Consider the following 23,357-nt stretch of genomic DNA (forward strand, 5'->3'; position numbering starts at 1 on the left):
AGATTATGAAATATATTGCTGCACTTACCATTTTATTTGGTGGTTTTTTCTATTTTCAAACATTTACGTACGCAGATACGCCTATCCAAGTGGTACGAAAAGAAGTGAAGTACATTGAAACCGATAATACAGTCTTATATTCGAAATTATGGGTTCGTTCTATGCAAAACGCAGTATTATTCCACCATAGCGATAATATTCGTAATCAGGACACATTACGTAATGTAACAAGTTCATCGCTTGTTAAAGCGAAACAACTATTTTTTCAGAAAGCAGCACTCTATATACCGAGACTATCGCAATACGTATCAAAAATAGGAAAAGAAAATATTCAAGTGTACTACATTGCGATTCACTATAATGTGAAAAAAGAAAATGCATATCAATTAGATGGCATGAACTATTTTCTACAAGTATTTGTGAAAGAGCGTGGGGAATGGAAAATTGCTGAAAGTGTAGTTGCACCGACAGAGCAAATTGTGCAAAATGGTGATGGATTTGGGATGAAAGAAGAGATGGTGTATGGGGATAGGAGAGAGAATGTGAAATAACCTCTTTATTTAGATCGGGATATATAATAAAAAAGCATTGCTCTTGTGCAATGCCTTTTTTATTTGGTTCATATAAGAGTTAAATAATTCATAACATATTTCTTTTGTCATTATATACCTTTTTTGTCAGCTTCTATTTAATGTCATTGTTCCGTGTTTATAGTTTCACATCTATGATGCTTTTGGAAACATGTATCCACCACCTTAATGCATATTTATTTCCCTACAAAAGCAAACTTCAATTTTAATAGACGTGTAAAAATGAAGTAACTTATGGTAGCGAATAGGAAAAATCCAACATAATAAGACAGAAGTGCATCTCGTCCGCCTAATATTCTACCACCAAGTAGTCCGAAGCATAGAACAGTGCAAATTATGAACCATTTTTGCAAGTTAGGAAACAATAGTATTTTTCCACTTTGTTCGTTTGGTGTACGTGTGTATAGAAAGGTTGCTATTGATAAAAAGGTAATGATGTAAGCAAATGGTGTTAATAGTGTCCAAGGAGAAGGTACAGAAATACGCTCCGTAGGATTGTCCTGTGGTACACTAGAAAGTTTATTGCCATAGTCATCAAATGTTTCTATCGGGTGGTAATCATAAGTAATAGAAAAATATTCTAATGGTGAAATGATACCTATATGTTGTAAGTACTCATGAGTATGGTGCTCTATTTCTCCCATTGCATCTACAGACCATTGTGTGTGTGAATAAATGAATCCGGAAATTAACAATCCAAAACCGTATGGTAAAAATAATAGAATGATAGTTAAAATACTTTGAGAAAATATATGTCCAGTAAGAGTCCCGATAAATAAGGCGAATGTATAAATAGCGATAAGTACAACCGTAGCATATAGAAAGTAACTATAGAACGGAGCAAAGGTTTGATACTCATTGTGAAACGACATGTTCTTTATTCCGTACATGCTAATCCAGCAAACAATTTGTACTGTAATAATATTCAAAACACCAAGCCACCATTTTGTTAAAAAAATATCCTTTCGTTTAAAAGGCATCGAGAATAGAAAATCAGTTGATTGATTATTACGTTCCCATCCAATTAAAAGACAAGCGAGTGCAATTAGAGTAGCTCCTTGAAAGAAGACGGCACCATCAGATGTCTGAAAATAGTAGGAGTAGTAATATGCATAGTCACCAAACTTCATTTTTGATAGTTTTAGTTGCATTTGCGCTTCTTGATAATATTTATAAGGTAGTTGATATAAACTAGTTAACCAAAATAATAGAATTATATATTTTCCTTGCTTCCATTGCCTCATCCATAAAGCTTTATGAAACATGTGAATCCTCCTCAAATGTAGTGATAAAAATATCTTCAAGTGACATTGTTAATTCTTCAATAAGTATAGGTTGCTCTTTGTAAAACTTCTCGAGTGTTGTAGCCACATTTCCCTCAATTAAGATTGTATATACTTTTCCTGTTTGGTTTAATATTTTAATATTGCTTAAGTTTTCTAGCTTTTGAGGTAATGAACGTTCGTAAGCTACTTGTATTTTTGCAAATCGTGATTTTGCATCGTCTAGTGATGTAATAGACGAGATAGTATGGCCTTTTAATATAATAATTGTATCTGCAATTTGTTCTACTTCATCTAAATGGTGAGTGGAGATGAAAATGGTAATCTCTTTTTCTGCAACTTCTCCAACGAGAAACTGTAAAATTTTCCTTTTCACGATAGGATCAAGTCCATTTGTCGGTTCATCTAAAATGATATATTCTGCCTTTGTAGAAACAGCTAAAATGATGGCGAGCAGTGCTTTCATGCCTTTTGAATAGCTACGAATTCGTTTGTTTGGTAAGTTAAAACGTTCTAACAGTTCATAGAAATGTGTTTCATCAAATGCGGTATAAACTTCTTTATAAAACTTTACGATTTCTTTTATCGTATAGCCGTTCAGTATATTAGTAGAATCAGGAACATATACAATTTTTTGCTTTATTTCAGGAAACTGATGAATGTTTGTATCTTCATATGTAACAGTTCCCTCGTCTGGGTCTAAAATACCGACCATCGTTCGCAATAAAGTTGTTTTCCCCGCACCGTTTCTTCCGAGTAATCCGATGATACTCCCTCTTTGCAATGTGAAAGAAACATTGTCTAAAATTGTTTGACTATCAATTGTTTTCTTCAAGTTTGTCACTTTCAACATCCGTATTCCCTCCAATCTCTTTATAGTATGAATCTATCCAATCATGAATTTTATCTTTCGTAATACCAAGATAAGAGGCTTCTAATAGTAATTGATGAAATTGCTTTTCAACCATAGCGATTTTCCTTTCGTCTAATGTTGGGGTAATCGATTGGGATACAAATGTTCCTTTTCCTCGTAACGTTTCAATAATTCCTTGTCGCTCTAACTCTTGATACGCTTTACTCACTGTATTTGGATTTATAACGAGTAAAGAAGCGAGTTCGCGTACAGAAGGAAGTTTATCACTTGGAGCCAACATGTTTTTCAATACGAGTTCTTTTATATTTTGAACAATTTGTTCCCATATCGGAGTGTTGCTTCTTGGGTCAAGTTGAATATGCAAGAGCAATGTCTCCTTCCTCATATGTATTAAGTGTACTACTGTGAGTAATACACTTAATACAATATAGGGGACGAATGTATTTGTCAACTGAAAATGTTAGAAAAATTTGGTATTAAAAAAGGTAAATTGGAAAAAATAGGTCTGATATAGAATGGAGGGTTAGTCATGAAGCGAGTTTTTGGAATACTTGTTTGTTTCATGTTATTGCTTTCTGGAACTTCAGTGAGTTTCGCACAATCTGAGAAAACGAAGCAGGAGAAAACAGAAGAAACAACACCGAAGTTAGCGGAACAAGCGTCGTCAGCAATCGTAATTGAGCAAGATACAGGTAAAGTTTTATTTGATAAAAACCCAAATGAAAAATTACCACCTGCTAGTATGACAAAGATTATGACAATGCTTTTAATTATGGAACAAGTTGAAAAAGGAAAACTAAAACTGACCGATAAAGTTAGAGCGAGCGAACATGCAGCTTCAATGGGTGGATCGCAAATCTTTTTAGAACCTGGGGAAGAGATGACTGTAAATGAGATGTTAAAGGGTATTGCAATTGCATCTGGAAATGACGCATCTGTTGCAGTAGCCGAGCATATCGCAGGTTCAGAAGAAGGATTTGTAAATATGATGAACAAAAAGGCGAAAGATCTAGGGCTGAAAAATACACATTTTCAAAACCCAACAGGTCTTCCGGCCAAAGACCATTATTCGACAGCAAATGATATGGCTATAATGGCGAGAGAATTGATGAAGTATCCACTTATTCGTAAATACACAGGTAAGTACGAAGATTATTTACGTGAAGATACGGATAAAAAGTTTTGGCTCGTTAATACGAATAAGCTAGTACGTTTTTATCCTGGCGTAGATGGAGTAAAAACAGGTTTTACGACAGAAGCGAAATATTGTTTAACAGCATCGGCTGAAAAAAATGGCATGCGTATCATTTCAGTTGTCATGGGAGCACCAACATCAAAAGAACGGAACAACCAAGTGACGAAGCTTCTTGACTACGCATTTGGTCAATATATGACAAAGAAATTGTATACGCGCGGCGAAAAAATTAAGACAGTTCAAGTAGGGAAAGGGAAAAAAGAAAAAGTAGATTTAGTTGCATCAGATAATGTTTCTCTTCTTATGAAGAAGGGCGAGAATATGGACAAGGTAAAACAAGAAGTAATTGCTGAAAAGAAAGTAAAAGCACCGATTAAAAAAGGTGACGCGCTTGGTACACTTGTTATTAAAAAAGATAAAGATGTTTTATTAAAACAAACAATTGTAGCAAAAGAAGATGTTGCTGCAGCGAGCTGGTGGGAGTTATTTAAAAGAAGTTTTGGGATGTTTTCAACATCAAAATAGCGGCAAATATTTTGCCGCTTTTCTATTCGTATGTAAGTGAATAATGCTGAAAGGTTTCACTTTATGACGAAATAGTTCTTCTTTTGTCAGCAGGAAGGATTCTTATTTTGTATCACGAAAATCTTTATGTATGTGAATAAGTAAAGTTTGAGCATAAGGAGGAAATCGTGTGAGTCTTTCCATGCAATTAGAAGTAAAACGTGACGTCCTATGTGTGAGACTAGAGGGTGAATTAGATCATCATACGGCTGAAGAGTTGCGAACGAAAGTAACAGATATGATTGAGACACATGGTGTTCATCATATTGTTTTGAGCCTAGAGAACTTATCTTTTATGGATAGTTCTGGTCTAGGTGTTATATTAGGCCGATATAAACACGTAAAGGGATTAGGTGGAGAAATGGTTGTTTGTGCAATTTCACCGCCTGTTAAGCGTTTATTTGAAATGTCGGGCTTATTCAAAATCGTTCGCTTAGAAGAAAGTGAAGCGCACGCGCTCGCGACGTTGGGGGTGGCATAGATGAGAAATGAAATGAACCTTCAATTTTCAGCATTAAGTCAAAATGAATCGTTCGCTCGCGTTACAGTAGCGGCTTTCATTGCACAACTAGATCCAACGATGGAAGAATTAACGGAGATTAAAACAGTTGTGTCAGAAGCGGTTACAAATGCAATTATTCATGGATACGAAGGAAATGCAGAAGGTATTGTTTATATTTCTGTAATTTTGGAAGAAGCAATGGTGAAACTCACGATTCGAGATGAAGGGATTGGAATCTTTAACTTAGATGAAGCGAGACAACCCCTTTTTACAACTAAACCTGAATTAGAGCGTTCCGGAATGGGATTTACTATCATGGAAAATTTTATGGATGAAGTAGAAGTTATTTCAAACGAATCTTTCGGGACAACAATCCATTTGACAAAATACTTATCAAATAGTAACGCTCTATGCAATTAAGGAGAATAGCCTATGGACATAGAGGTCAAAAATGAGAAGAAGAAACCTCAGTTAAAGGACCACGAGCTAAAAGCGTTAATTCAAAAAAGTCAAGATGGAGATCAACAAGCGAGAGATGCAATCGTTCAAAGTAATATGCGCCTCGTTTGGTCGGTTGTACAGCGGTTTCTTAATCGAGGATACGAACCAGACGACCTATTTCAAATTGGATGTATTGGGCTCTTGAAATCGGTAGATAAATTTGATTTATCTTTCGACGTGAAATTTTCAACATATGCAGTTCCAATGATTATTGGTGAAATACAACGTTTCTTACGTGATGATGGATCAGTGAAAGTTAGTAGGTCTTTAAAAGAAACAGGAAACAAAATTCGAAAGATGAGAGATGAGCTTTCGAAAGAATTCGGAAGGGCTCCAACGATTAATGAAGTGGCAGAGGCACTAGAACTAACGCCAGAGGAAGTTGTTCTAGCACAAGAAGCGAGCCGGGCCCCTTCGTCTATACATGAAACTGTATATGAAAACGATGGAGATCCAATCACTATTTTAGATCAAATTGCAGATCAATCTGAAACGAAATGGTTCGATAAAATTGCTTTAAAAGAAGCGATTAGAGAACTAGATGAACGAGAGCGCTTAATTGTATACTTGCGTTACTATAAAGATCAAACACAGTCAGAAGTAGCAGAGCGCATAGGCATTTCGCAAGTACAAGTTTCAAGACTTGAAAAGAAAATATTAAAACAGATGAAAGATCGAATAGACGAATAATTGTCTATTCGATTTTTTTATGCCGTTAATAGGAGAGAGATGTTAATTTTTGCAAAAATTAACAGAATTTATTGATAATTTAGTCAATTTAAAATATAATCCAAGTATGAACTTGTCATAAAGGGGGAAGGAAACATGGAAACGAGGCAACAATGGGGAACGAGAGCTGGATTTATTTTTGCAGCGGTCGGATCTGCCGTTGGATTAGGAAACATATGGCGTTTTCCTTATACAGCGTATGAAAATGGAGGAGGAGCATTCTTTTTACCGTACTTATTTGCATTATTAACGACTGGTATTTCATTGTTAGCGTTTGAGTTTGCCCTTGGTCATCGTCATCGTGGTTCAGCACCACTTACATTTTTCCGTATTAGCCCGCGTGCCGAATTTATTGGATGATGGCAAATGTGCGTAACATTTATCGTTTCAACATATTATGCAGTGATTATTGCTTGGTCTATATCGTATACATACTTTGCAATTACTGGAGCATGGGGAAAAGACACGCAATCATTTTTATTTAAAGAGTACTTACATGTTGCAGATAAGCCAGGGCAATTTGGAGGACTTGTACCGGAAGTATTAATTCCATTAGTTCTCGTTTGGATTATTGTGCTTGGCGTTGCATTTAAAGGAGTTAAAAAAGGAATCGAAGTTGTTAACCGTATATTTATTCCTTTATTAGTTGTTATGTTCCTTATTATCGTCGTTCGTGCAGTGACGATGGAAGGTGCTATGCAAGGACTAGATGCATTCTTTAAACCAGATTGGAGTCGTATTTTTGATGGGAAAGTATGGCTTGCTGCTTATGGTCAAATATTCTTTAGTTTATCTTTAGCATTTGGAATTATGATTACGTATTCTAGTTATTTACCGAAAAACTCGGATACAACAAATAATGCCTTTATTACTGGATTTGCCAACTCAGGATTTGAATTATTAGCAGGTATTGGGGTCTTTGCAGCTCTTGGATTTATGGCGAATAATATGGGAGTACCGGTTGATAAAGTAGCAAGTGCTGGCGTTGGGCTTGCGTTCGTAGTATTTCCGCAAATTATTAATGAATTGCCGATGTCACCGTTGTTTGGTGTATTATTTTTCTTATCGTTAACGGTTGCTGGAATCACATCACTTATTTCACTCGCGGAAGTATGTTTTGCTGCTGTGTCTGAAAAATTCAGTTTAAGTCGGGAAAAAACCATTGGAATTATGGGAACCCTTCTCGTGTTAGTTTCTCTTGTATTTGCAACACGTGGTGGGCTTATGTTCTTAGATGTTGTCGACTATTTCGCTAATAATTTCGGATTAATTACAATTGCACTTGCGGAAGTAGTGACGATAGGGCTCATTTTACGTCGTTTACCAGTTTATCAAAATCATGCAAACTTTGTATCTGATATTAAATTAGGAACGTTTTGGAGAGTAAGTTTACTCGTTATTACTCCGCTTATGTTAGGGTATATGCTAATTGATGGTACAATCCAAAACATTAAAAAGAATTATGGAGATTATCCGACTGAGTTTGTTGTAACGTATGGTTGGTCGATAGCAGCAGCCTTCCTTATCGTTGCGCTAATTATTAGTCTAAAGAAATGGAATGCACAAATACATTCGGATTCTGCCAAGCTTGAAAAAGAGTGGAAAGATCGAGGTGTTTCATAATGAGTGGATCAGCAATTATGATGATGGTTATTGGAATAGTAGTCATTTGGGGAGGGCTTGCATTAAGTATTGCAAACTTATTTAAGAAAAAGGCATAAGTAAAAAACATCTGTACCGAAATGGTGCAGATGTTTTTTTATGAAAAAATTGTATTAGAAAAAAATTCAATAACCATACTACAACTACGAGGAAGAGTGAAGGGGTGAATGAAAGTTGGAACAAACGATTTATATTAAAATGCGCAATCGTTTAAAAGTTTCTCCTACTTATGAAGTAAAGCTGGGCGATGTTGCTCAACTTGCCGGAGATTCTTCCGTAGTTGAGTTGTTACAAAATGAGATAGTTTACAAAATAACAGCGCATGATAAGACGCATGTTGTAATTGATGTTATGAAAGTAATTGAGATTATTCAACAGAAAGCATCTCATCTACAAATTAATTTACTCGGTTCTGGACAAACTCTTGTTGAAATTATATACGAAAAAAAGAAGGCACACCCAATTTTTTTCGGGCTTGTATGGCTATTACTTTTCATTGGAGCGGCCCTTGCGATCATTTATTTCCATGAAGATGTAAGTATGCAACAAGTACATCAACGGTTATATTACATGATTACTGGAGAATTTAATGCGCAACCACTTTTATTTCAAATTCCTTATTCTTTAGGTCTTGGTTTAGGGATGGTTTTATTCTTTAATCATGTATTTCAAAAGCGAATTAATGAAGAGCCAAGTCCGCTAGAAGTTGAGATGTTTCAATACCAACAGTCACTTGATCAGTATGTAATCGTTAATGAAAACAAGGATAATATGAAACAACTTACCGATGATTGAGTATGGATTTGTTATTTTAATTGGTTTAGCTGGAGGGATTGCGGTAGGTAGCGGATATGTCGCATTTTTAGCTGTACTTGGTATAATCCCCCGTTTAGCCCAATTAACGAGAAGTGGAAAGCATATTCAATATTTTGAGTGGGCAGTTATTGCAGGTACTTTAACAGGGGCTTGGTGCAGTTTGAAAAACATTACATTTCAAACGTCGCAATATTGGCTCGTTATATTAGGGATATTTTGTGGCACGTTCATTGGAATGCTTGCTGCGGCATTAACAGAGGTGTTAAATGTTCTACCTATTTTAGCGAAACGAGTAGGGGTAGAGGGCAAGATTATTGTTTTACTCGTTGCTATTGTACTTGGGAAAGTAATAGGATCGTTGTTTCACTGGATTTATTTCGTAAAGTAGGAGGCAGTATATAAATGACAAGTCAGAAATTGAAGGATGATTACATAAATAAAGTGAAGGAGTATCATCCAAAGCCAAACTATTTACTAAATTGTATCAAAGCATTTCTTGTAGGTGGACTCATTTGCACAGTTGGAGAAGCATTGATGAAATTTTATATACATTATTTTCACTTTAGTGAACAAGAGGCAGGAAACCCAACTGTTGCAACTCTTGTTTTATTATCCGCGATTTTAACAGGGTGTGGTGTATATGATAAAATTGGTCAATTTGCTGGAGCAGGATCAGCGGTACCGGTAACAGGATTTGCAAATTCTATGGCGAGCGCTGCCTTAGAACATAAGAGCGAAGGGGTTGTTCTAGGGATTGCTACAAATATGTTTAAACTGGCAGGAAGTGTGATTGTATTTGGGGTTGTTGGTGCATATATCATTGGGTTAATAAGGTATACCTTTAAAATTTTTATGTCTTAAAGGAGGGGCTAGTATGAGGTTGACCGGAAAACAAACGTGGGTATTTCAAAATGATATATATGTAAATGCAACGGGCACTGCTGTCGGTCCGAAAGAAGCTGAGGGCCCTCTTGGGAAAAAATTTGATATTTCATATGATGACTTGCATTGTGGAGAAGAAAATTGGGAGCTCGCCGAACGAAGATTAATGTCAGACTCAATTCAACAAGCGGTGCAAAAAGGGAATATAAAAACATCGCAAATTGATTTCTTTTTAGCGGGAGATTTATTAAATCAAACAGTGACAGCAAATTATGTTGCGCGTAAGTGGGGCATTCCTTTTTTAGGAATGTTTAGCGCTTGTGCGACGTCTATGGAGACTTTAGCAGTTGGCTCAGCTTTTATAGACGGTGGATTTGCAAATCGTGTCTTAGCTACAGTAAGCAGTCATAATGCAACGGCTGAAAGACAATTTCGCTATCCAACAGAGTATGGTGGACAAAAACCAGGGACAGCAAATTCAACTGTGACTGGTGCAGGATCTATATTAATTAGCGATGAAAAAAGTGCAATTAAAATTACGTCAGCTACAATCGGAAAAGTGCAAGATTTAGGAATCACAAATCCTTTGGATATGGGGGCAGCGATGGCTCCAGCAGCAGCTCATACAATTCAACAACATTTTGAAGATTTAAGAAGAAGTGCCGATGATTATGATTTGATTGTTACGGGTGATTTATCAGCTGTTGGGACGCCGATTGCGAAACAACTTTTACTTGAGGAAGGTTATGATCTTGGGCATATATACAATGATTGTGGATTGATGATTTATGAAGCAAGTCAAGAAGAAGTGTTTGCAGGTGGTAGTGGTTGCGCTTGTTCAGCAGTTGTTACGTATGGTCATTTATTACACGAGATGCAAAAAGGGAATTTACAACGAATTTTTGTCGTTGCGACTGGTGCATTATTAAGCCCAATGATGATGCAACAGAAGGAAACGATTCCAACAATTGCACATGGTGTCGTATTTGAGAGAGTTAAAGGAGAGTGAATTGTGGATTTTATATATGCATTTCTTGTAGGTGGAGCTATTTGTTTAATTGGGCAACTATTGTTAGATTTCGTAAAGTTAACACCAGCTCATTTAATGGCAACTTTTGTAGTCATCGGAGCAATTTTAGATGGATTTGGATTATACGATAAACTAATAAAGTTTGCAGGTGCTGGAGCGACAGTCCCTATTACAAGTTTTGGACATTCACTATTGCACGGAGCAATGCATGCAGCAGAAAAACATGGATATTTAGGAATTGGTATTGGCATGTTTAGTTTAACGTCTGCGGGTATTTCCGCAGCGATATTGTTTTCATTTTTTATAGCACTTATATGTAAACCGAAAGGATAAATCAAATGAGACGAAGGGTTGTTTTGGTCACAGATGGAGATGAATATGCAAAGCGGACAATTGAGCTTTTAACGAAGGAATTTGGGGGAAGGTGTATTTCAGCATCACAAAGTAATCCAACCAAATTGACAGGGAAAAAAGTTGTTGAGCTTATTATGCAAACGCCATATGACCCTGTATTTGTCATGTTTGATGACAGTGGATTTATTGGAGAAGGATCTGGTGAAAAGGCTTTAAAATATGTGGCTACCCATAAACAAATTGATGTGCTCGGTATTTTAGCAGTAGCGTCTAATACGCATCATTGGGAATGGGCACGTGTAGATGTAAGTGTAGATCGGAACGGGAATTTAACCGAATACGGTGTTGATAAATTTGGACTTCCAGATGGTGAAATTGGCAGGATTAGCGGAGATACAATATATTGTTTAGACGATTTAAATGTTCCTGTCATTGTTGGAGTTGGTGATATTGGTAAAATGTGCGGAAATGATGAATGGGAGAGAGGGTCACCTATTACAAAGAAAGCAATTCAATTAATTTTAGAAAGGAGTGGATTTTATGACGAAGCCTAAAAAAGTGGATATCCCTATATCAACTTTCATAAGTGACAATGAAAATTATTTAAAACAGACAGTTGGACTAGGCGTTACATACGATGTTGGCATTCGTAAATTTCAAATTTTGAATAAAGAAATTGGTGTGTTATTTGTAAACGGACTTTGTGATACAAATTATATTATCCATATTTTAGAAGAAGCCGTGGATACAAATGAGATAAGGGATGTAGAAGAAGATACAGTTAAGCTTTTAGAGAATCGCTTAATCCATCAACAAGTAAGCAAAGTGAAAACGATGGATGAGGTAATGCTCCAAGTATTATCAGGACTCATTGTGATATTTGTAGAAGGTGAAACGGAAGCGTTCGCGATCGATGTTCGTAGTTATCCAGGGCGAACACCGACAGAACCAGATACCGAAAAGGTAGTACGTGGTGCGAGGGATGGATTTGTTGAAAATATCGTTGTAAATACAGCATTAATTCGTAGAAGAATTCGAGATCCACGCCTTCGAAATGAAATGGTTCGAGTAGGAGATAGATCGCAAACGGATATTTGTATTACATACGTACAAGATGTTGCAAATGCGGATTTAGTAAAGATTATAAAACAAGAATTAAATAACATTGATGTAGATGGAATTACGATGGCGGATAAAACAGTGGAAGAATTTGTTGTAAAGCAAAGCTATAACCCATTCCCGCTTATTCGATATACAGAAAGACCAGATGTAGCAGCAAATCACCTACTAGAAGGGCATGTGTTAGTACTCGTCGACACATCACCAAGTGCTATGATTACACCGACAACATATTTTCATCATTTACAGCATGCGGAAGAGTTTAGACAAAATCCAGCTGTCGGTACATTTTTACGCTGGGTGCGCTTTTTAGGTGTTATATTTTCGTTATTTTTATTACCATTTTGGTTAGTGTTTGTATTTGATCCAACTCTTTTGCCAGCAAATCTGGCTTTTATTGGACCGACTAAGATGACGCATTTACCAATTTTATTACAAGTGTTAATGGCAGAGGTCGGACTTGAGTTTTTAAGGATGGCAGCCATTCATACTCCAACGCCGTTATCGTCTGCAGCAGGGTTGATTTCCGCTATATTAATTGGTCAAATTGCAATTGATGTAGGTTTGTTTGTGCCAGAAGTAATTTTGTATGTAGCAGTTTCGATGGTTGGTGCATATGCAACACCGAGTTATGAATTAGGATTAGGGAATAAGGTTGGGAAATTGTTTGTTATTATTTTAACAGGTCTCTTCCATGAGATGGGATTTGTAATTGGTATGACGATATTAATTTTATTTTTAACGTCTATAAAAAGTTTACAAACACCTTATTTATGGCCGTTTTTACCATTTGATTGGGGCGCGTTAACAAAAATTTTACTCCGTCCAACAATGTCTAGTTTAAAAGTACGACCAAGTATTGTAAGACCTCAAAATGTAAAAAGACAAAAATAAACGGGATTATACACCCGTTTATTTTTTTTAGCAAAAATTTATTATTTTTTAACAAAAATCAAACATTTTTTGTGTACACTTAGAGTAGATATTGTGTATGGAAGGGGAAGAGGACATGATTAAATTATTTGTAAGTGATTTAGATGACACGCTCGTTTACGATGTGAATCATATGCAAAAAGAAGATGAACGTGCGCTGTGTTGGTTAGCTGAGAAAGGGACAAATATTTGTTTTGCCTCTGGCCGCTTTACACACAGAATTGATGAAGTTGTAAAAAGGTTTTCATTCCCATATTACACAACTGGCTTAAATGGAGCGACAATGTTACTTCCGGATGGGAATTTATTTCATGAATCGAGTTTTGAAAATACGGTTGCTCAGGAAATATATCGGTATATACATAAAAAAGGACTAGCGGATATTGTTTGTGCAAATGAGCAGCGATATACAAAAAGGAAGAATGAACATCACCATAATTTTGAAGCATATATGGGCGTGCATATCGCTGAAATTGAAGCGTTAGAAGAAGAGTTTGGTAAGACTGTACACCCTGCAAAATTGTTTGTTTTTGGAGAAGAAGAGAAAATTGTGACGTTAGATCAAGAGCTACGAGATACGTTTCAAGGCGAAGCGGAAGTTTTTATATCAGGTAAACGCTATGTTGATATTATGCCAAGAGGCGTGAGTAAGGGGAGTGCTCTAAAGCGACTAATGGATCATTTGCAAATTGAAGCAAATGAAGTTGCTTGTATTGGAGATTCTTTCAATGATATTTCTATGTTTGAAGTAACCCCACATTCATTTACTCTTCATCATGCCCATCCATATGTAAAGGAGAAAGCAAATCACATAGTGCGTTCGGTTGAAGAGGCTGTTATGAAATTACCGTTACTTGTATAAAAAAGAAGCCCGTCATTGGCGGGCTTCTTTTTTACTTGAATAAAGATTTAACAAAATCAATGATACTTGAGAAGAAATCTTTCACTTTATCTAGAAAACTTTGCCCTTCTTCAGATCCTAAAAAGGCAGAAACATGTTCTTTTGCTTTGTTTAATTGACTACCAACTTGATTCCAATCGATATTAAGATTCTTCATTTTATCAAATAACGATACTAAGTTATCTAACTGTTCATCTGTTAATGTAATGCCGAGTTGGTCAGCAATTTTTTTAATTAATGAACGTAAATCTTCTGTTGTTTTTGGCTGTTCTTTTGCAATTTCTTCTTTAATTTTTGCAACAAGTTGAACTGCTTTTTCTTCACCAATTTTATCACCAAGCTGGGCTGTTTGTACCATTTCTTCATTCGCTACTTTTTTAACTTCTTCAGGAATTTGTTTATTGGACGCAGTTTCGTATGCTTTCATTAATCCAGTTAAAGCTGCAGTTCCTGAAACTTTAAAAGGTGCAGTAATTTGAATTTCTGCATCTTTTACACCTGCTGTAATCAAAGCGTTAGTGTACATTGCATCTGTTACCCAGTTAATGTTCTTTGATCGTACAATAAGACCAGATCCTGGTTTTGTGTATGTAATCATAGAAGAAGAAATTGCTCTCGTACCAATTTGTGCTTTTGGAACAATGCCTTCTAGAAATTTATGTTCTTCCGCATTAGATACAGTGATAATTGTAGCATCTTTTGGTGTTTTCATTTCTTTTAACAGATCTTGTTTTTGTTGTTCGGATAAGTTCTCTCCTAATGTAACAATTGATTCTCCCTCGATGATGTCTGCAAATGAAGCTGTTGGCATCATAAATACCGTTACAGCTAATAGCAGAGCTAATAATTTCGTTTTCACGAAAAATCGCTCCCTTTCTCTTTCTAAAATTTTCGGGCAACAAAGTTATTATAGTATATATTTCTTATTTGTCACCTAGCTTTTTCCACATTTCAAAAAAGAAGTATCTAGATTGTCGGATTCTTTTTGTTTCTAGTCATGAATGTGGTAATATAGTGCTGAGATAATTGAAAGGAGACATATACGCATGAAAACTTTAGGATACATATTAATGGAAAACGGTGAAAAAATCGACTTGGAATTTTTCCCAGAAGAAGCACCGAAAACAGTAGAAAACTTTAAAAAATTAGCAGAGCAAGGATTTTATGATGGTGTGACATTCCACCGTGTTATTCCTGGCTTCGTAAGCCAAGGTGGAGACCCAACAGGTACAGGTGCAGGTGGCCCAGGTTACTCTATTCCATGTGAAACTGATGGAAACCCTCATAGACACCTTGTAGGATCACTTTCTATGGCTCACGCTGGCCGTAACACAGGCGGTAGCCAATTCTTTATCGTTCATGAGCCACAGCCGCATTTAGATGGTGTTCATACTGTATTTGGTAAAGCAACAAGCGGTATTGAAACAGTATTAAAAATGCGTCAAGGCGATGTAATGAAAGAAGTTAAAGTTTGGGAAGAATAAGGTAAGGAAAAAGAGAGCTTTTGCTCTCTTTTTTATTTTTAATGAGATTGAGTACTTCTTCTACAGCTCATCATACAAGTAGTATTGTTGCTAAAATATATTGCTTGTGAGAACAAACCTTTAACCAATTACATAGAATACATTACATTATATGTTTCAATAAATATTTTTTGTTATATTAATTTTGCTAGAATTGTGCTGCTTTAGGGTAACTATGAATGAAGTGCTGTTGAATGATATGTTTCTTTCCATTCCATATAAAATTTTCTTTTTTTAACTCTATTTATTAAAGGAATAGTGCTGAAACATAGATTTGACTTTCTTCTTTTCGCTTTGTATGATTATCAAGTTGTTTTAGACTCTTCTCACTCTGTTGAAAATATTGTAAAATGAATGTGATATGAAAAGAGTGATTGAGGGGATTACTAGTTTGTAACTTTTGTAAGAAGGGATAAGGGTTATGTTAATTCGTTTTAAAAAAAGTTATGAAAAAATTGCAATGGGGCTTCTTTCGTTTATGCCAACTGAAAAAGATGTGAAAACATTACAATTGACAATGAAAGAATATGAAGCAAAAGATGATTGGCAATTGTATTTGTGGAAAGAAAATGAAGATTTTGTTGGAATAATGGGGATTGTAAAAAAAGAGAATCAAGTATTAGAAATTCAGCATTTGAGTGTGAACCCGTCTCACCGTCATTTGGGGATTGGAACGAAGATGGTTCAAGAGTTAAAGAGTAAATTTCTTGAGTTTACAATTTGCGGAAATGAGCAAACGGCAAGTTTTTGCGAAAAATGTAAAGGGCTAGAACAAAATATACATTCGTGAAAGCAGAGATAAGTAGTTTATTATCTCTGCTTTCTTTTTTGTAATTGTTCGTTTCGTTCAGTAATGACCTCTGTGCGATCACGCAAAGTGTGCTTGTTTATAATATATTCACCTGGGATAGCATTCAAGTCTTTCCAAGAGAGGTTTTGTTTTTGACATAACTCTATGCACTGCTTCTCTAACGATGAATCTGATAAGGGTAAAAATAAAGGTACAAAACGTTCTTTTTTATGGATAGATTGCAATCTTTCATTGAGCAAGGAAAGAAGTTGTACTTGATTAATTCCTAAACGTTGTAAAGGCACACCGCTTTTTTCTAAAATTGTGATTGCGCTTTTCATCATTTTTGTGGAACCATTCCAATTAGCACGTCTTTGGTGGTATAAAGAAACTGCGATTTGAATGAGACCAACTAAGTAATGATCACGATTACCTCTTGGTTTTGTTTTCCAATACTCTTCTAGTATTTCGTGGCATTCAAAATAGTCATAATCTCCATGGAAATGAATTAAAAATTGTATGTATTCGGTAGGATACATGTTTTCTCGCTCCTATCTAACGGTTATACATATAAGTGTATCATAGAAATATGAACAATAAACGACTAGGAGGTTTCCCCCTAGCCGTTATTGTTCATATTAGCAGAAGCAAGCTGCTCCTACAATAATTAGTAAAATAAACAGTACAACAAGTAATGCGAACCCACCGCTAAAACCACAATCAACGTGACCCATAGTTTTTTGACCTCCTACATTGTTCTTACTACACTGTTATCATATGAAGTGGTGGGCATGATGACATAGGCATCGGTCTATTTTTAATTAAATTTCTTAAAAAGGTTGGATAGAACATGAGTATGCTCTATACTTATGTTGTTATAGAAAAAATGTGGTGGGATGCTTTGTGCAATATAATTTTAAAGTAGAGGCTTTTGAAGGGCCGTTAGATCTATTGTTACATTTAATACATCGTTATGAAATTGATATATATAATATTCCTGTAGCAGATATTACAGAGCAATATTTATCTTATGTGCATACGATGAAAGAACTTCAATTAGATGTTGCAAGTGAGTATTTAGTAATGGCTGCAACGTTATTACAAATTAAAAGTAAGATGTTGTTGCCGAAACATGAAGAAGATGTACTTGATAACGGTGATGATTTTATAGATGATCCTCGTCAAGAATTGATGGAGAGGTTAATTGAATATAAGAAATATAAGCAAGTTGCTACTGAGTTAAAAGAAAGAGAACAAGAAAGAGCACAGCTATATACACGTCCACCAATTGACTTTACATCGTTGCAACAAGAAGAGGAGACAAGCTTACCTCTTGATGTTACGTTATATGATATGCTAGCAGCATTTCAAAAATTAATGCGCCGTAAAAAGGCAAAAAAACCTGTAACAACACGTATTACTCGTCAAGAAATACCAATTGAACAGCGAATGACTGATATTTTAAAGCAGTTAAAAATAAAGGGTGGTCGCCAAAGTTTTTACGATTTGTTTGTTGATGATGAACGTGAAATAATGGTTGTAACATTTTTAGCAGTTCTGGAACTTATGAAAAATCAACAAATCATAATTGAGCAAGAACATAATTTTGATGAAATTTTCGTATCAAGCTCTAATAAATCTGCATAGAGCAAGTATGTGAAAATGGGATAGAAACATTTTATCTCATGCTATGTTTTAATGTATCGTTTGGAACAAGAGAAAAAATATTGAACCGAACGCATTAATTGTGATTCGGTTTTTTGATGTGTATTTTTATGGGAAAATAGAAGGAAGGAGCTCGTGAAATGGATAGGAAAGAACAAAAGTCAATTATTGAAGGCCTTTTATTTGTTTCTGGTGATGAAGGGATTTATCCAGAACAAATAGCGAAAGTTCTTGAAATTGAAATGAATGAAGTAATTAATATTTTAGAAGAAATGCAACAAGAATGTGAAGGTGCAAACCGTGGTTTGCAAATTGTACAGTATGCAAAAGTATATCGTTTTGCTACAAAGAAAGAACATGCTTCATATTATCAAAAATTAATAGATACACCAACAGCTGCTTCACTCTCACAAGCTGCCCTCGAAACTTTAGCGATTGTTGCATATCGCCAACCAATCACAAGGACTGAAATGGAAGAGATTAGAGGAGTTAAAACCGATAAGGCGTTACAAACGTTGGTTTCACATTTACTTATAAAAGAAATGGGAAGAGCAGAAGGACCAGGGCGTCCTATTTTATACGGAACAACAAAAGAATTTTTGGACACATTTGGATTGAAAACATTAGATGATTTACCACCGCTTTCTGAAGAGAATGAACAAATGAATGAAGCGGATTTATTCTTCGGTTCCTTACAAGAGATATCGAAATAAAAGCTTAGCATTTTGCTAAGCTTTTTTTGTATATCAATTATTTACAGTGCCATACTAAATGAAAAAAGGAGACGAGTTATGAGAAGTATGCGGATTATTTTATTATTAGTTTCTGTTTTATTATGTTTTTCTTTAAATAGCGCATCAGCTAAAAGGTATATGATGTCCATTCATACTACGTCTCCTTTACATATGCATCGGCAACATCTTAGTAAAATGAAAGTGAGCTTTTTAAAAGTGGGGCAAGGTGACGCAACACTTATTATAATGCCAAATGGACAAACAATGTTAATTGATGGAGGACCTTATGAAGCAGGAGAGGTTATTATTCAGAAATTAATTGAGAAAGGGATTAATCATCTAGATGTAATTGTCAGTACGCATCCCGATATGGATCATATAGGAGGGTTAATTCCAATTGTAGAGCAAATACCGGTATCGCTTATATTAGATAGCGGAAAAACATATAGTTCTCTTACTTATCATACGTATCGGAATAATATTAAAAAAAGAGGGATACCTTTCGTTTCAGTAAAGGAAGGACAATATATACCGCTGGATCCACATGTTTCTATACAAGTATTAAACAACGGGAAATCAAAAGATGAAAATAATGAATCCTCAATTGTTTTAAAGGTGCGATATGGAAAAGCGGATTTTTTATTAATGGGTGACGCGGATGTACGAACAGAACATGAAATATTAAAACAATTTGATGTCCATGCAGATGTGTTAAAAGTGGGGCATCACGGCTCATATACTTCAACAAGTGAAACGTTTATAAAAAAAGTGGAACCGCAGTTTGCTATTTTGTCGTACGGGAGTAGTAATCCGTATGGACATCCTCACCAAAGTGTAGTGAAACGCTTAAAAAGGCACGGTATAATGGTATATAGAACGAATAAACGTACAGTAGAAATGGAAACAGATGGTGAACATATTATGTTAGAGTCTAGCGGGTTAATGCCATTATTGAAGTGATTTCTATATTAGGGGGCGATACTGTCCCTTTTTGGAAAAATGAATAATATATATTATAATTATAAGAGACGTAAGAAATTTCCTTTTCTGTTGAATAAAAAGGAAATTTTATTAGAATGTATAGACAACTACTCGTGTGTATATTAAGATGGAACTAGGCGAATAAGGTAATAATAACAAGTAGGTAATTCATGGGAAAGGATCGATGAAAATGAAAACGCAAATTGTCATCAATGCCAAAATTTACACAGGTCAAGAAATAGTGGAAAACGGATTTATTCGTTACGCAGAAACCATTAAAGAAATTGGTTTGATGGCTCAATATGTACCACAAGAAAATGAAACTGTTTTTGATGCTACAGGGAAGATTGTAATTCCAGGTATGATCGATGTTCATATTCATGGTGGATACGATATTGATGCGATGGATGCAAATAGCGATGGGTTAGTAACTCTAGGTAAAGAAATGTTAAAAGAAGGGGTTACAACTTACTTCCCAACAACAATGACACAAGCTCCAGAGGCAATTGAAGCAGCGTTAACTGCTGCAAAAGAAGCAAAAGAAAAAGGAGCGCATTTTGAATATATTCACTTAGAAGGACCTTATGTTTCAAAGAAACGTGCAGGTGCACAACCACTTGAACATATCGTTCCTGCAAATATTGAGCAATTTAAACAATGGCAAGAAGCAAGTGGGAATTTAATTAAATTAGTAACATATGCACCAGAAGAAGAGGGAGCATTAGAGTTTGAACAATATCTTGCTGAAACTGGTGTAGTTGGCACAATGGGGCATACAGATGCAATTGATGCGCAACTAAAAAATAGAAAGATTACACATGCGACACATTTATACAATCAAATGCGTGGATTACATCACCGTGAACCAGGAGTTGTTGGTCATGTGTTATTAAATCCAGATGTAATGGTTGAAGTAATTACAGATGGCATTCATATTCACCCTGATATGGTGAAATTAGCATATAAGTTAAAAGGACCAAAAAAAGTAAGTGTTATTACTGACGCAATGCGTGCAAAAGGTCTTGAAGATGGATTATATGAGCTTGGCGGACAGCCAGTACATGTAAAAGATGGTAGTGCTCGATTAGAAGATGGAACGTTAGCTGGTAGTATTTTAAAAATGGATCAAGCTTTCCGAAATGTAATTGAATTTACAGGTTGTTCAATCGAAGATGCAGTACTGATGACATCAGTTAACCAAGCAGAAGAGTTTGGATTAAATAATAAAGGTGCATTAGCGGTAGGAAAAGATGCAGACTTTGTTGTGATGAATGAAGATTTACATGTATATGATACGGTTCGTTTAGGAATTCATATGAAGGAAGGGAAGTAATTAAATGAATATTCTTGTTGTAAAAACTCCAGAAGAACTAGCAGAAGCAGGTTATAAATTAATTGAAGAAGTTGTAAAAACAAAAGAAAATCCAACATTAGGAATGGCTACAGGAAGCTCTCCATTAGGTATTTATGCAGAAATGCGAAAAAATAAACTTGATACAAGCCGTGTAACCACTGTAAACTTAGATGAGTACGTAAATTTACCACATGAAGATAAAAACAGCTATCACTATTTCATGCAAGAACAGTTGTTTGATCATCTTCCATTTAAACAAACTTATGTACCAAACGGGATGGCAAGTGATTTAGAGAAAGAGTGCAAACGTTACGAGGGCATTCTAGCTGCTAACCCAGTTGACCTACAGATTCTTGGAATCGGTGAAAACGGTCACATCGGATTTAATGAGCCAGGAACACCGTTTAATTCTCCAACAAACATTGTTGAATTAACAGAATCTACACGCCAAGCAAACCTTCGCTTCTTCGAGAAAGAAGAAGATGTGCCAACTCATGCGATTACAATGGGAATTGGAAGCATTATGAAAGCGAAACAAATTCTACTAGTTGCTATGGGTTCTAAAAAGGCAGAAGCTGTTAAAGAATTATTGCAAGGTGAATATAGTGAAGAGTGTCCGGCTACAGTTTTACAACGTCATCCGAATGTAACCGTAATCGCTGATCAAGAAGCTCTATCTTTATGCAGTGAGGCGATTGCTGATGAACATCGACAAGTATTCACCATTTCCGATCTATTATCAGATTCAAGAGTGGGTGAAACAGCTAATTGAGGACGGCGAATGGAAGCCGGGAGATAAAATCCCATCTGAGAATGAACTTTGTGATAAGTTCGAAGTGAGTCGAATGACAATCAGACAGGCGATTAATAATTTAGTGGAACAAGGCTATTTATATCGGAAGCGTGGAATTGGAACATTTGTCCAACTTCCGAAAGTGGAACAAAAATTGCAAGGAATGACGGGATTCACAGAAGACATGATTTCTCGTGGGATGAACCCAAGTAGTCAATTACTTAGTTTCCGCCTAGTTCCAGCTACTGCTAAAATAGCAGACCGGTTGAGAATACAGGAGGGGGAATCGGTTTATGAAGTGAGGCGTATTCGCTTAGCTGATGATGAACCGATTGCTTTTGAGACGACATATTTGTCGCCAGCTCTTGTAAAAGATATTAACGAAGAGATATTGCAACAATCTTTATATGAACATTTAGAGAAAAAACTGGGCTTTAAACTTGTTAGCGCTACTCAGTCAATTGAAGCTTCCGTTGCGACGGAAAATGAAGCTGAACATCTGCATATTCCTAAAAAGGCGCCTGTACTTGTAATGCGTCAATGGTCATATTCAGAAGGTGAGGTACCGCTAGAGTACGTGAAATGTATTTATCGTGGAGATCGTTATAAATTTATTACGAATATCGCACGTAACAAATAGTATATTTCAGTTTGTGAAGTACAGTGGAATTGAAAATGGTTAACATGTAAAGAAATAAAAATACGACTCATCCTTATAAGGAATGAGTCGTATTTTTATTATGAGCAATTACGTGGTTAACAGCATCTTTGACGTGATTTACTACATAGTGAGCGTGATTTTTTACTGCATCATCTGCTTGTGACATAGCAAAACTGTGAGGAGTTAAAGAAAACATAGGAATATCATTGTAAGAATCCCCTATACAAGCAATTTCCTCAGGTTTTATTTGAAACTCATTTAATAAAACAGAAATGGCAGAGCCTTTACTAACATTCGGTGGCATTACATCTAAACATTGTTCTGCTGAGATGAAAGTACTAACTTTCCCGTGGAATTTTTCATCAATTTTTTTCTGAAGGAGTTGTAAGCTCTCCTTTGTTCCACCGACAGAAATTTTATTTGGGAAAATCGTATCATCAATCTTCTGTAGTAAGTTTGGTTCTTCAACAGAAGTCATAGTTACTTGTTGTTCAAGTTCTTGAATAAAAGGTGTTTTCTCTTCAATGTAATAATTATGCTCATCACTTACATAACGGAAATAAGGATCTTCATTCGTCATAGCTAACAAATCGGGAAGTATGCTGGAATCAAAAGTTGCAGATAATAGTTGTTTATTTTCATGTGTATATACAAAAACACCATTTACACTAATGCGATGAAAATTTGTATTTACAGCTTTCATTAAGTCTGCAATTTCATTATCAAGTCTTCCGGAAGCGAAGCAAAGAATAACATTTTGTTCGGCAAGGCTGCGTAGTGCCGCAACATCTTGTTCATCAATAAGACCTCCGTGTTGCATCATTGTACCATCGATATCACTTACAAACATTTTAATCATGCTGTTATCTCCTTTCTATGTACAGTTGCTCTTACATTATACGCATCATATATAAACATGTC

General features: G+C 35.6%; 29 protein-coding genes and 1 pseudogene. 23 read left to right on the top strand and 7 right to left on the bottom strand.

The window, feature by feature from the left end:
• Positions 1 to 5: 5 nt before the first annotated feature.
• Complete coding sequence (locus QCI79_RS30680; RefSeq protein ID WP_000873782.1) at positions 6 to 551, top strand: hypothetical protein; 546 nt, start codon at positions 6 to 8, stop codon at positions 549 to 551.
• Positions 552 to 766: 215 nt separating this feature from the next.
• Here QCI79_RS30680 and QCI79_RS30685 read toward each other — a convergent pair whose 3' ends face one another.
• The 3 genes from QCI79_RS30685 to QCI79_RS30695 are packed head-to-tail and all read right to left on the bottom strand — an operon-like array spanning position 767 to position 3,111.
• A complete protein-coding gene (locus QCI79_RS30685) occupies positions 767 to 1,855 on the bottom strand; it encodes an ABC-2 transporter permease (protein WP_000468509.1) in 1,089 nt (362 codons plus the stop codon).
• Complete coding sequence (locus tag QCI79_RS30690) at positions 1,845 to 2,726, bottom strand: ABC transporter ATP-binding protein (protein WP_000922115.1); 882 nt, start codon at positions 2,724 to 2,726, stop codon at positions 1,845 to 1,847. The genes QCI79_RS30685 and QCI79_RS30690 overlap by 11 nt, the downstream gene beginning before the upstream one ends.
• Entirely contained in the window at positions 2,692 to 3,111 is a 420-nt protein-coding gene (locus QCI79_RS30695) for a GntR family transcriptional regulator (protein ID WP_000548027.1), read from the bottom strand. The genes QCI79_RS30690 and QCI79_RS30695 overlap by 35 nt, the downstream gene beginning before the upstream one ends.
• A gap of 165 nt (positions 3,112 to 3,276) precedes the next feature.
• Here QCI79_RS30695 and dacF point away from each other — a divergent pair, with 165 nt between their 5' ends.
• The 14 genes and pseudogenes from dacF (at position 3,277) to QCI79_RS30765 (ending at position 13,896) form a co-directional block, all read left to right on the top strand.
• Positions 3,277 to 4,467, top strand: coding sequence for a serine-type D-Ala-D-Ala carboxypeptidase DacF (dacF, locus tag QCI79_RS30700; RefSeq protein ID WP_000831995.1), 1,191 nt, complete (start codon positions 3,277 to 3,279; stop codon positions 4,465 to 4,467).
• A 169-nt stretch (positions 4,468 to 4,636) separates the two neighbouring features.
• Entirely contained in the window at positions 4,637 to 4,987 is a 351-nt protein-coding gene (gene spoIIAA / locus QCI79_RS30705) for an anti-sigma F factor antagonist (protein ID WP_000059135.1), read from the top strand.
• Positions 4,988 to 5,428: an anti-sigma F factor gene (gene spoIIAB / locus QCI79_RS30710; protein WP_001243398.1), complete on the top strand. Its 441-nt coding sequence runs from the start codon at positions 4,988 to 4,990 to the stop codon at positions 5,426 to 5,428. It abuts the gene before it with no gap.
• A 12-nt stretch (positions 5,429 to 5,440) separates the two neighbouring features.
• Complete coding sequence (sigF, locus tag QCI79_RS30715) at positions 5,441 to 6,199, top strand: RNA polymerase sporulation sigma factor SigF (protein WP_021727647.1); 759 nt, start codon at positions 5,441 to 5,443, stop codon at positions 6,197 to 6,199.
• Between the two features lie 135 nt (positions 6,200 to 6,334).
• A pseudogene (locus QCI79_RS30720) lies at positions 6,335 to 7,861 on the top strand (sodium-dependent transporter).
• Positions 7,861 to 7,959 (top strand): methionine/alanine import family NSS transporter small subunit, encoded by a 99-nt coding sequence (locus tag QCI79_RS30725; protein ID WP_000016826.1) that lies wholly within the window; start codon positions 7,861 to 7,863, stop codon positions 7,957 to 7,959. The pseudogene QCI79_RS30720 and the gene QCI79_RS30725 overlap by 1 nt, the downstream one beginning before the upstream one ends.
• A gap of 115 nt (positions 7,960 to 8,074) precedes the next feature.
• Complete coding sequence (locus QCI79_RS30730) at positions 8,075 to 8,695, top strand: stage V sporulation protein AA (protein WP_000438365.1); 621 nt, start codon at positions 8,075 to 8,077, stop codon at positions 8,693 to 8,695.
• Positions 8,688 to 9,104 carry a stage V sporulation protein SpoVAB gene (gene spoVAB, locus QCI79_RS30735; protein ID WP_000575190.1) on the top strand — a complete coding sequence of 139 codons (417 nt, stop codon included), beginning with the start codon at positions 8,688 to 8,690 and terminating at the stop codon, positions 9,102 to 9,104. Before QCI79_RS30730 ends, spoVAB begins: the two co-directional genes overlap by 8 nt.
• A 14-nt stretch (positions 9,105 to 9,118) precedes the next feature.
• Positions 9,119 to 9,577: a stage V sporulation protein AC gene (gene spoVAC / locus QCI79_RS30740; RefSeq protein ID WP_000203807.1), complete on the top strand. Its 459-nt coding sequence runs from the start codon at positions 9,119 to 9,121 to the stop codon at positions 9,575 to 9,577.
• A gap of 13 nt (positions 9,578 to 9,590) precedes the next feature.
• The gene (gene spoVAD / locus QCI79_RS30745) at positions 9,591 to 10,607 is read left to right on the top strand and encodes a stage V sporulation protein AD (RefSeq protein WP_001241158.1); all 1,017 of its coding nucleotides are present in this window, start codon (positions 9,591 to 9,593) and stop codon (positions 10,605 to 10,607) included.
• Between the two features lie 3 nt (positions 10,608 to 10,610).
• Positions 10,611 to 10,961, top strand: coding sequence for a stage V sporulation protein AE (gene spoVAE / locus QCI79_RS30750; protein WP_000345904.1), 351 nt, complete (start codon positions 10,611 to 10,613; stop codon positions 10,959 to 10,961).
• A 5-nt stretch (positions 10,962 to 10,966) separates the two neighbouring features.
• Positions 10,967 to 11,536, top strand: coding sequence for a stage V sporulation protein SpoVABEA (gene spoVAEA, locus QCI79_RS30755; protein ID WP_001254415.1), 570 nt, complete (start codon positions 10,967 to 10,969; stop codon positions 11,534 to 11,536).
• A complete protein-coding gene (gene spoVAF, locus QCI79_RS30760; RefSeq protein WP_000165592.1) occupies positions 11,523 to 12,995 on the top strand; it encodes a spore germination protein SpoVAF in 1,473 nt (490 codons plus the stop codon). The genes spoVAEA and spoVAF overlap by 14 nt, the downstream gene beginning before the upstream one ends.
• Positions 12,996 to 13,092: 97 nt before the next feature.
• The gene (locus QCI79_RS30765) at positions 13,093 to 13,896 is read left to right on the top strand and encodes a Cof-type HAD-IIB family hydrolase (RefSeq protein WP_002101284.1); all 804 of its coding nucleotides are present in this window, start codon (positions 13,093 to 13,095) and stop codon (positions 13,894 to 13,896) included.
• Positions 13,897 to 13,927: 31 nt separating this feature from the next.
• On the opposite strand, the gene QCI79_RS30770 is transcribed toward QCI79_RS30765, so the two are convergent.
• The gene (locus QCI79_RS30770; RefSeq protein WP_000850518.1) at positions 13,928 to 14,794 is read right to left on the bottom strand and encodes a DUF1002 domain-containing protein; all 867 of its coding nucleotides are present in this window, start codon (positions 14,792 to 14,794) and stop codon (positions 13,928 to 13,930) included.
• 187 nt (positions 14,795 to 14,981) lie between these two features.
• Between QCI79_RS30770 and QCI79_RS30775 the strand changes: the two genes are divergently transcribed.
• Together QCI79_RS30775 and ribT are read left to right on the top strand one after the other, a co-directional pair.
• Positions 14,982 to 15,419 (top strand): peptidylprolyl isomerase, encoded by a 438-nt coding sequence (locus tag QCI79_RS30775; protein ID WP_000853782.1) that lies wholly within the window; start codon positions 14,982 to 14,984, stop codon positions 15,417 to 15,419.
• Positions 15,420 to 15,879: 460 nt separating this feature from the next.
• Entirely contained in the window at positions 15,880 to 16,248 is a 369-nt protein-coding gene (ribT, locus tag QCI79_RS30780; RefSeq protein WP_021727648.1) for a GNAT family N-acetyltransferase RibT, read from the top strand.
• Between the two features lie 20 nt (positions 16,249 to 16,268).
• Here the strand turns inward: ribT and QCI79_RS30785 are convergent, their stop codons facing one another.
• Together QCI79_RS30785 and QCI79_RS30790 are read right to left on the bottom strand one after the other, a co-directional pair.
• Positions 16,269 to 16,787, bottom strand: coding sequence for a DUF309 domain-containing protein (locus QCI79_RS30785; protein ID WP_000283597.1), 519 nt, complete (start codon positions 16,785 to 16,787; stop codon positions 16,269 to 16,271).
• Between the two features lie 99 nt (positions 16,788 to 16,886).
• Positions 16,887 to 16,982 carry a YjcZ family sporulation protein gene (locus QCI79_RS30790; protein ID WP_000510194.1) on the bottom strand — a complete coding sequence of 32 codons (96 nt, stop codon included), beginning with the start codon at positions 16,980 to 16,982 and terminating at the stop codon, positions 16,887 to 16,889.
• Positions 16,983 to 17,151: 169 nt separating this feature from the next.
• Between QCI79_RS30790 and scpA the strand changes: the two genes are divergently transcribed.
• From scpA to phnF, 6 genes are all read left to right on the top strand, one after another.
• Entirely contained in the window at positions 17,152 to 17,895 is a 744-nt protein-coding gene (gene scpA, locus QCI79_RS30795; protein WP_001199753.1) for a segregation/condensation protein A, read from the top strand.
• A 158-nt stretch (positions 17,896 to 18,053) separates the two neighbouring features.
• Positions 18,054 to 18,626 (top strand): segregation/condensation protein ScpB, encoded by a 573-nt coding sequence (scpB, locus tag QCI79_RS30800; protein WP_000375171.1) that lies wholly within the window; start codon positions 18,054 to 18,056, stop codon positions 18,624 to 18,626.
• Positions 18,627 to 18,704: 78 nt separating this feature from the next.
• On the top strand, positions 18,705 to 19,607 hold the full coding sequence (locus tag QCI79_RS30805; protein WP_001257288.1) for a ComEC/Rec2 family competence protein: 903 nt from the start codon (positions 18,705 to 18,707) through the stop codon (positions 19,605 to 19,607).
• Positions 19,608 to 19,818: 211 nt separating this feature from the next.
• Complete coding sequence (nagA, locus tag QCI79_RS30810; protein WP_001987227.1) at positions 19,819 to 20,961, top strand: N-acetylglucosamine-6-phosphate deacetylase; 1,143 nt, start codon at positions 19,819 to 19,821, stop codon at positions 20,959 to 20,961.
• 4 nt (positions 20,962 to 20,965) lie between these two features.
• Positions 20,966 to 21,754 (top strand): glucosamine-6-phosphate deaminase, encoded by a 789-nt coding sequence (gene nagB, locus QCI79_RS30815; RefSeq protein WP_001024212.1) that lies wholly within the window; start codon positions 20,966 to 20,968, stop codon positions 21,752 to 21,754.
• Complete coding sequence (phnF, locus tag QCI79_RS30820) at positions 21,684 to 22,415, top strand: phosphonate metabolism transcriptional regulator PhnF (protein ID WP_021727649.1); 732 nt, start codon at positions 21,684 to 21,686, stop codon at positions 22,413 to 22,415. The genes nagB and phnF overlap by 71 nt, the downstream gene beginning before the upstream one ends.
• A 73-nt stretch (positions 22,416 to 22,488) precedes the next feature.
• Here the strand turns inward: phnF and QCI79_RS30825 are convergent, their stop codons facing one another.
• Entirely contained in the window at positions 22,489 to 23,295 is an 807-nt protein-coding gene (locus QCI79_RS30825; protein WP_000594244.1) for a Cof-type HAD-IIB family hydrolase, read from the bottom strand.
• Positions 23,296 to 23,357 lie beyond the last annotated feature (62 nt).

The sequence above is a fragment of the Bacillus cereus group sp. MG1 genome (assembly GCF_040460035.1).
Taxonomy (GTDB): domain Bacteria; phylum Bacillota; class Bacilli; order Bacillales; family Bacillaceae_G; genus Bacillus_A; species Bacillus_A cereus.